Raw genomic sequence first — 8,363 nt, forward strand, 5'->3', positions numbered from 1 at the left:
ACCCATTTTTTGACCAACCCATTTTTTGACCAACCCACTTTTTGACCAACCCACTTTTTGACCAACCCACTTTTTGACCAACCCACTTTTTGACCAACCCACTTTTTGACCAACCCACTTTTTGACCAACCCACTTTTTGACCAACCCATTCTTCGATCAACCGATTACTTCGGCATCGCACCTCCGCCGCCCAGTGCCGCGGCCTCACTCGCCGTGCAAGTAACCTTGCGGCGAGAGTCTCAGGTACTTGCCTTCATGGATTTTCCACAGCCCGGTGCGTCCGACGATTTTTCCGATCGCGGTCAGCGGGGCGGGAAGGTCCGCCGACAGCAGTCGCTCGGCGTCGGCCGGCGCGGCGGTCAGCAGGAGTTCGAAATCCTCGCCGTCACTCCAGGCGTGTTGAAACGGCTCACGTCCGGTTTTGGCCGATAACTTGATCGCATCGGTGTGGATCGGAATCGCGTCGACGTCCAATTCGACACCGTAGCCGCTGCTGGCACACATCCGATCCAGGTCCAGGGACAGGCCGTCGCTGACATCGATCGCCGCGTGGATGGTGGCGAGCTTGCGGATGGCGGAGGCGAGTTCGATGCGTGGGGTCGGCCTCAGGTGCCGTCCACCGATGCTGCCGCCAAAGCTGCCGCTGGCCAACACGACATCGCCTTCGACGGCGCCGCTCCGCAACCAGGGATCGCCGTCGGGGACGTGGCCGAGCACGGTGATGCTGATCGCCAGCGGACCGTCATAGGTCGACAGATCCCCGCCGGCGATGGCGACATCGAACTGTTTGGCAGACTCGAGGATTCCTTCGTAAACCTCGCCGGCGATCTTCGTCGCGTTTTGTTTGGGCAACGCCAGGGTGACCAGGGCGCTGGTCGGGATCGCTCCCATCGCCGCGATGTCACTCAAGTTGATCGCCATCGCTTTAAAACCGACGTCCGCCAAGTCGTGTTCATCGATGGCAAAATCGACCCCGTCAATGACCTGGTCGGTGCAGACAATCGACGGCGAGGCGGGCGACTGGATCACGGCAGCGTCGTCACCGATGCCGACGGTGACCTGCGGCAACGACCGCGTGCGACCTTTTAAATATGCGAGAAAAGACTGTTCCATGATCCAAATCCACCTTCCGGGTGAGCCTGCTGGCTGGCCTGCAACGAAATCACACTAACCGATCGAAAACCCACTGTTCCGCTGCAACGAATCCACCCACGTCACGTCACAATCGTCGATTGAACCGGCCGGCCGCGAATCGATCCGACGAATCAGTTCCTTCAATTGGCTCTTGGTCCCATCGGCGTCGACCAAGACGCTTCCGTCGGGCTCATTGCGAACGAAGCCATGGATGTCCAGGCCGTTGGCGTGAAACAGCACGGTCGCTCGAAATCCGACGCCTTGAACGCGACCACGGTAGCGTGCGATCAATCGAACGTTCATTGCAGCGCCGTATCGATCTCATCGCCATCGACCGTGTCCACCGGTTCGGCCTCTGGCGGTGGCTCGGCAGGCTGAGTCCGCTGGATCACGACCATGCACATGTCGTCAAACGGCGGCGCGTCACCGACGTGCTTCATCACCGCCTGGACGACGCGGTCTTTGATCGCCCCGGCTTCGCTCTCCATCGCGGCAAGCTTTCGAATCGATTCGATCCCGAACTCGTTGTCATCGGCGTCCATCGCTTCGTTGACGCCATCGGTGTACAGCAACAGCACATCGCCGGGTTCCACCTCCGCGCTGACGGCTTCGTATTCGATTCCCGCATAGATCGCGATCGGCAACCCCGATTCTTCACCACCTGGTTCGGTGATCTCACCGGTGCGTGCGTGCCGCCAAATCGGAGGCATGTGCCCGGCGTTGACGATCGTCACGTTGGGGCTGGCCGGATCGATGACGACCAGCAAGAACGTCGCAAATCGCTCGACGCCCAGTTCACTCATGCGATCGTTCAGTTTTTCGATCGCCCGTGCGACGTCGGGCTCCCCGGCCAAGCAGAACCGCGTCTCGGCGGACAACTTGGCCATGTACATCGCCGCCGCCACGCCGTGGCCGACGACGTCGGCAACCACGATTGCGATTTTTCCGTCGGCCAAGTGGATGTAGTCGAAGTAGTCGCCACCGATGTGATTGGCGGCCTGGTAATAGCTTTCGACGGCATAGCCGTTTGCGTCGGGCGACCGCTGCGGCAAGAACGCCTTTTGAACGTCCGTCGCGAGTTTCAGGTCTTGTTCCACCTCGCGTTGATGCAAGGCCCGTTCGTGCATCTGAGCATTGGTGATCAGAATACCTGCCTGGGCCGCAATGCCGGCCAACAGATCGATGTCCTCTTCGACGAACTGGCCACGCCCTTGAGTCGAATCGATTTGAATCGCACCGAACCGATTGCCTTCGGAATCGCCCAGCGGTGCGCAGATCATGCTTTTGATCGAAAAGTCTGCGATCGACTCGCTGCTATCGAATCGGCTGTCCTGCATGGCGTCGAACGACAGCAGGGCTTCACCACTTGAGATCACGCGGCGAATGATGGTGCGACTGATCCGCACCGTTTCGGTTTCGTCACGGGCCTGACGGGTTTTGATCCAGCGGGTCTGCAACCCGCCGTCTTCGGTTTCCATCACGATGAAACCGCGGTCGGCCGACGGAAAGATCGAGAACAGACTGTCCAAGATCCCCGGCAACACGCTGTCCAGCGAGAGCGTGTTGCTGAGGTTGCGGTTGATCTTCAACAACGCTTCGAGCTTCGCCTCGGGCGTCGCTCTCATCTTCAGGCCTTCGCCCGACTTTTCGAACTCCACCTGCGGCGAGACGACGCGCGAGTTATCCGATTCGTCGTCGACCATCACGATTCCGAAGCTGGAACCGCTGAACGTCAATTCCGCCGCGCCGCTGGAGGCGAATTCGGGATAACTATCGCCGTGAAAGATCAGCTCGATGTCGCTGATCCGGATGCGGTCGCCTTCACGCAGCACCTGGCCGCCGGAGAGCAACTGACCGTTGAGAAAGGTGCCGTTTCGGCTGCCCAGATCGAACACCGTGAATTGGTCATTCTGACGAACGACCTTGGCATGAAATCGGCTGACCGCACCGGCATCGACCACGATGTGGCAATCGGGATGGCGTCCGATCGACGTCTCTTCTTCGGCCAGTTCAAAGCGTTCCGGCCCGCCGCTGAGCGCGCCAGCGGCGGAGTCGACGCCTGCATCGAGTGAACTGCTTCCGACACTAGTTGACAAAAACGCCATCGATCCGTTGGCCCCTCAAAAGGTTGCCGGTGCTCGTAGAACCAGGTCCGAATCAATCCTTGTCTTGCTCGGACGATCCCGGCAGCGGCGATTCGGGGGCACTATTGTCCTCGTATTTCGCTTCCGGAATTTCCGACTCCGCTTTCGTCCCGAAGACGCTGTGCGAGACCGGATAGGAGTCCTTGTTCGGATCATCCATGTCGGCCGAAATTTCTTCTTCGGTGACCTTGGCGTTCTCGACAACCAACTCGATCACCTTCCGCTCGACGATTTGATTCCGCAGCGCATCCATTTGACCGGTCTTTTCCAACCGAGCCCGGGTGGCCCGCAGACTTTGTCCGGACTGTTGCGAGATCAACATGATTTCGCTTTCGAATTCCTGAGGCTCGGCGTCGATCGACTCCTCTTCAGCGATTTGCTCGAGCACAAAGTGCTCACGCAATGCCGCCTCGGTCGACGCACGCGCGTTCTGCTGCAGTGCGTTGACGATGCCGCGGATCGTCGTGTCGTCGAACCCGTTGCGACGCATTTCCAAAACGCGCCGTTGCAATTCGCGATTGGTCTGACGGCGAACCAAGTCTTCGGGCAACTCAAAGCTGACCGACTCGGCCAACAGGTTGGTCACCTTTTGACGAACGGCTTGCTGCGTGCGGTACTCGGCTTGACGGACCAGCGAATCTTTGACGAATTCACGAAGCTCTTCTTCGGTTTCAAAGTCACCGAGTTCTTCGAGCACGTCGCTGGTCAGCTCGACGTTTTCAAGCTTCTGGACTTCGACCAACTCGACTTCGGCGGTGATCGTGCGAGCGCTGTCCGCCTCGTCGTCGGAATCACCGAGCGTGACGGCCGTCGTGACGGTATCGCCTTCCTTCTTACCGGCGACATCAGCGCCGAAGGATTCGCACACGGCATCGCTAAGCGACAGTGCCGGAGCCAGCGTGATGGATTCTTCTTCCATCGTCGAAATGACTTCGTCGCCTTCTTTGAAGCGAATGTTGACGACCAGTTTGTCGCCCAGTTCTGCCGGCTCGTCGGTCGCTTCGAACGAAGCCCGGTCTTTCAGGACCCGTTGCAACGCCGCGGTGACCGCCTCGTCGTCAATGTTTTCGACGGGCTTGGTCAGTTCCAACCCTTTCCAGTTGGGAGTTTCAAACTCGGGACGCACTTCGATCGAGAACTGGAACGAGAACGGACCTTCGCCCGGATCGGGGATCGAGTTGTAGTCGAAGTCAGGCTCGCTGATCGCCGAGAAGTCTTGGCTTTCGGTGACCTGCGAAAGGCTGTCCATCAGCAGCTTGCCTTTGACCTGCTCGACCACGCGGTCTTTGAACTGCTTTTCAACCAGACGCCGCGGTGCACGACCGCTGCGGAAACCGGGCACTTGAGCTTCCGGCACCAATTCATCATACGCGTCTTTGAGGTAGCGTTTGACTTCGGACTCGGGAACGGTCACGACAACATCGCGGACACACGCCTGCGGGGAACTGACCTGGACCTCCAGTTGGAGAGGGGTCGCTTCTTCGGCGTTTTCGGGGGAATCTATGGACGTGGACATCCTGTAACGCACCTTGGACGGGAACGGGGTGAACAAAATTAGTGTGTCTGCCGCAAAGCGTTTTTTCGCTGCAGCGAAATGCTCTGTTTGCTGGAGAAGCCCGTAATCTATCGCGGTCGAGTCAAAATCGGCAAGTCACCGCCGCGATTTTACGCTGCTTCCGGCCATTCTCGCACATTCGTCAGGATTTCTGAAAACAATCTGCCTCAAGTTTCCCCGAGGGCTTGCCGATTCTCACAATCTGTTGATAATCTCCCCGCACTGACAGAAATGACGCGGCTGTAGCTCAGTTGGCAGAGCATCACGTTGCCAACGTGATTGTCGTGGGTTCGAATCCCATCAGCCGCTCTCAAATGCGAAAAAGGCACCCCGGCTCGGCCGAGGGTGCCTTTTTCATTTCTCGGGCACGCCGGCACGACACCTGCGTCGCCTCCGGCGACTGGCCTTGCCCCGCCATGGCCCTGCCAGCGATCACCGATCGCCCGCAGATCTCGCGCCAAACGGCTGATAGCGCGAGCGATCCCAGCCGATTCGCGTCAGCGTTCGGGCATCGCCCGGTTTCGCATTCGCTGGGCCCGCAGGCCCCGCGCCAAACGGCTGATATTGCGAGCGATACCAGCCGATTCGCGTTAGCGAACCGGGTATCCCGGAGGGATGACAGCGAGTAGCCGGAGGTCAGCGCAGCGCCACCTCCGGAAAGCCCGCCGCCCGAAGCCCACCGACCCCGGAGGGGTCGCAGCAAATCAATTCGCCGGCGGCGACGCAGTTCGCGTTCCGGAGAGAGTCGATCGAGAGGCGGGTCCAATCGGCGGGGCGGGCCGGGCCCGAGGGCTCGAACGTGATTTGCTTCGACACCCTCCGGGGTCGCGTGAGACAGGGGACCGAATATCCGGAGGCGTCGCTCCGCTCACCTCCGGCTACTGGCTTTGACCCCATCCGGGGGCATCCAACGACCACCAAGCGCCCGTAGCCCCTGTACTAAACAGCCGCTGCCCCCACGCTCTCAAAGATCCGCCTTCTCGTTTCCCTGCTCGTCGTAGCGGTTGAAGGCAAAATAGGCAAAGGGCACGGGCAAACAGGGGATCAGCAGATAGAAAAACCTGCCAACGGTAACGGCCAACACCACCGTCAGCACGAGAAACCCGATCCAAACCCACCAAGTGTCACGCCAAAGCCCGCCGAGCTGATTCACGATACAAATACTCCATCTGATTTCAGTTTCGCCATTCCGCCACCGATCATTCCGTTCAGCAGCGAGAATTGGCTGTCACTTATCTGATACCGGCCCGGCAGATGCGTGTCGACGTGGCAAATCGCCCAGGGCGGCGGTTTTGCAGCGAACCGGCGACCTCGCTAACCCCCGTGAAATCCCACGCCAACCAATTTGAAGAAACTTTTCATCAGTTTTTGCGAAGAGCCGTTGACGCTCACCAGAGCCGCCCCTACATTCTCGCCCTCCCGTGAGACGAACGTCGCCCGGGAAACACCTCGCCGAGCGGCCAGGTGCACCGTCCTTTGTTTCGCCACTCATTATTTACTGGAAGCGTACTGTGTCAGCCGGAGCCAACGAAGTCATTCGGATCCGTATGGAAGCATACGATCACTCCGTGCTCGATCAGAGTGCCCAGGAGATTGTGGATACGGTCAAGCGAACTCACAGCGAAGTCCACGGGCCGATCCCGTTGCCGACTCGCATCGAACGCTACACCGTGCTTTCAAGTCCGTTTGTGAACAAGAAGGCTCGTCAGCAGTACGAGATCCGAACCCACAAACGCTTGATCGATATCGTCCAGGCAACCGCCAAGACGATCGAAGCACTGAACAAACTGAGTCTACCCGCCGGGGTGGATATCAAAATCAAAGCTTCGGCTCGATAGCACGAACGTCGCTCGTCGCGACGTTTCGCCCTTGCCTCACCGCCTGAAGCGGTGCGGGTCGATGCCCCAAAGTTTTTAGGTCCGGTATTCCGCATGAACGGATATCGCTCCCGATAACCCTAGCTGCCACCGCACACCGCGGACAACGCAAGCTTCCGGTTCGGGGCGAGAAGTTCAAAACCCAGATACGAGCGATAAATGACCACGGCGAAAGCCGGGGTGCTAGAGCTATGTCACCATCAATACTTGGTCGCAAAATCGGAATGACTCAGGTCTACGAAGAGGACGGTACCGTCGTCCCCGTGACCGTGATCCAGGCCGGCCCGTGCAATGTGCTCCAGATTCGCTCTGCTGATCGCGACGGCTACAGCGCTGTCCAATTGGGTTTTGAAGACAAACCACGCCGACTGGCCAGTCGCGCCGAACGCGGTCACGTCGCTAAACTCGACAGCAAACGGTCCAAGAAACGGGCCGACGCAGGCGTCGAGCTGATTGAAAAAGCTGACTGCGAGCCCCAACGCTTCATCCGCGAATTCCGCGGCGAAACCGACCTGTCGGTCGGCGGCACGGTCACGGTGGAAATCTTCGACGGTGTCAAACGCGTCGACGTGACCGGCACCAGCAAGGGCCGCGGCTTCTCCGGCGTCATGAAACGCCACAATTTCTCGGGCCAACGAGCCACCCACGGTGTCAAGAAAGTACACCGCCACGCCGGTGGTACGGGTTGCAGTGCGTCGCCGAGCCGCCTGTTTAAAGGCATTCGCATGGCGGGCCAATATGGAAACACCAAGGTCACCACGCGAAACCTGGAACTGGTTCGAGTCGTCCCCGAAGACAATTTGCTGTTGATCCGCGGCTCCGTCCCCGGGCCGAATGGTGGCCTGGTGACGATCCGTCAAACGAACAAGGTGGGTTAGTCCCGATGGCAACACTCTCAATCGTCAACGAGTCCGGCGAAGAAGTCGGAACCTACGAAATCGATTCAGCCGCGATTGCGGACCGAATCAGCAAGCAACTGCTCCACGACGCAGTGGTGATGTACCAGGCGAACAATCGCCAGGGTTCTCACAACACGCGAACCCGTGGCGAAGTCAGCGGCACCAACAAAAAGATGTACCGCCAAAAGGGCACCGGCCACGCCCGAGCCGGCTCCAAGCGAACCAACGTTCGCCGCGGCGGTGGTGTTGCACGGACGATCAAACCACGCGATTACAGCTACCGATTGCCCAAGAAAGCGTTGCGACGAGCCACCCGTATGGCGATCCGCAGCAAGATCGACGACGGCGAGATGCTGGTCATCGACCAACTCAGCTACGACGCGCCCAAAACGTCAAAACTGGCGTCGACGCTGAAAAACCTGGGCCTCGAATCGACTACCACGCTCGTCGCAACCGCCGATGCAGATGTCGCGGTTTACAAGAGCGGCCGAAACATCCCCGGAGTTGACGTGCAGCCGGTTCGCCAGCTGAACGCACTGTCGGTGCTCAAGCCCAAGCGAATGCTGGTCACCAAGGCGGCGTTGGACAAGATCAAAGATGGCTCGTTTGCCGACGGGCAGGCCGTTTAGGTCCAACCGCACCCCCACACTAATACAAGAAGAATTTGAGCGATGGCAAGAATTCAACCACCTGCCCAGCCGGAAACGAAGATCAAGCTCGAGCCGCACCAGATCCTGTTGCGTCCGCTCGTGA

At 59.2% G+C, this 8,363-nt stretch carries 8 protein-coding genes and 1 tRNA gene; 4 read left to right on the plus strand and 5 right to left on the minus strand.

Annotated elements, in window-relative coordinates; all coding sequences use genetic code 11:
• Positions 1 to 205: 205 nt before the first annotated feature.
• The 4 genes from ABX749_RS13315 to tig are packed head-to-tail and all read right to left on the minus strand — an operon-like array spanning position 206 to position 4,795.
• On the minus strand, positions 206 to 1,114 hold the full coding sequence (locus tag ABX749_RS13315; RefSeq protein ID WP_372896416.1) for a thiamine-monophosphate kinase: 909 nt from the start codon (positions 1,112 to 1,114) through the stop codon (positions 206 to 208).
• A gap of 54 nt (positions 1,115 to 1,168) precedes the next feature.
• The gene (locus tag ABX749_RS13320) at positions 1,169 to 1,438 is read right to left on the minus strand and encodes an acylphosphatase (protein ID WP_095738336.1); all 270 of its coding nucleotides are present in this window, start codon (positions 1,436 to 1,438) and stop codon (positions 1,169 to 1,171) included.
• Positions 1,435 to 3,240: a SpoIIE family protein phosphatase gene (locus ABX749_RS13325; RefSeq protein ID WP_372896417.1), complete on the minus strand. Its 1,806-nt coding sequence runs from the start codon at positions 3,238 to 3,240 to the stop codon at positions 1,435 to 1,437. The genes ABX749_RS13320 and ABX749_RS13325 overlap by 4 nt, the downstream gene beginning before the upstream one ends.
• Positions 3,241 to 3,292: 52 nt before the next feature.
• Entirely contained in the window at positions 3,293 to 4,795 is a 1,503-nt protein-coding gene (gene tig / locus ABX749_RS13330; RefSeq protein ID WP_145219201.1) for a trigger factor, read from the minus strand.
• A gap of 275 nt (positions 4,796 to 5,070) precedes the next feature.
• On the opposite strand from tig, the gene ABX749_RS13335 reads away from it, so the two are divergent.
• Positions 5,071 to 5,143 (plus strand) — tRNA-Gly (locus tag ABX749_RS13335).
• 655 nt (positions 5,144 to 5,798) lie between these two features.
• On the opposite strand, the gene ABX749_RS13340 is transcribed toward ABX749_RS13335, so the two are convergent.
• Positions 5,799 to 5,987, minus strand: coding sequence for a hypothetical protein (locus ABX749_RS13340; protein WP_095738334.1), 189 nt, complete (start codon positions 5,985 to 5,987; stop codon positions 5,799 to 5,801).
• Between the two features lie 358 nt (positions 5,988 to 6,345).
• Between ABX749_RS13340 and rpsJ the strand changes: the two genes are divergently transcribed.
• The 3 genes from rpsJ to rplD all read left to right on the plus strand — a co-directional run bounded on the left by rpsJ (position 6,346) and on the right by rplD (position 8,239).
• Positions 6,346 to 6,672, plus strand: coding sequence for a 30S ribosomal protein S10 (gene rpsJ, locus ABX749_RS13345; RefSeq protein WP_095738333.1), 327 nt, complete (start codon positions 6,346 to 6,348; stop codon positions 6,670 to 6,672).
• 263 nt (positions 6,673 to 6,935) lie between these two features.
• On the plus strand, positions 6,936 to 7,589 hold the full coding sequence (rplC, locus tag ABX749_RS13350) for a 50S ribosomal protein L3 (RefSeq protein ID WP_372896418.1): 654 nt from the start codon (positions 6,936 to 6,938) through the stop codon (positions 7,587 to 7,589).
• Between the two features lie 5 nt (positions 7,590 to 7,594).
• Positions 7,595 to 8,239 (plus strand): 50S ribosomal protein L4, encoded by a 645-nt coding sequence (gene rplD, locus ABX749_RS13355; protein WP_145219199.1) that lies wholly within the window; start codon positions 7,595 to 7,597, stop codon positions 8,237 to 8,239.
• Positions 8,240 to 8,363 lie beyond the last annotated feature (124 nt).

It is taken from the genome of Stieleria sp., assembly GCF_041595215.1.
Lineage (GTDB): Bacteria > Planctomycetota > Planctomycetia > Pirellulales > Pirellulaceae > Stieleria > Stieleria magnilauensis.

Bases quoted from the DNA above. Each gene is read 5' to 3' on its own strand.
- ABX749_RS13315 (WP_372896416.1), bottom strand. From the start codon at position 1,114: ATGGAACAGTCTTTTCTCGCATATTTAAAAGGTCGCACGCGGTCGTTG.
- ABX749_RS13320 (WP_095738336.1), bottom strand. From the start codon at position 1,438: ATGAACGTTCGATTGATCGCACGCTACCGTGGTCGCGTTCAAGGCGTC.
- ABX749_RS13325 (WP_372896417.1), bottom strand. From the start codon at position 3,240: ATGGCGTTTTTGTCAACTAGTGTCGGAAGCAGTTCACTCGATGCAGGC.
- tig (WP_145219201.1), bottom strand. From the start codon at position 4,795: ATGTCCACGTCCATAGATTCCCCCGAAAACGCCGAAGAAGCGACCCCT.
- rplC (WP_372896418.1), top strand. From the start codon at position 6,936: ATGACTCAGGTCTACGAAGAGGACGGTACCGTCGTCCCCGTGACCGTG.
- rplD (WP_145219199.1), top strand. From the start codon at position 7,595: ATGGCAACACTCTCAATCGTCAACGAGTCCGGCGAAGAAGTCGGAACC.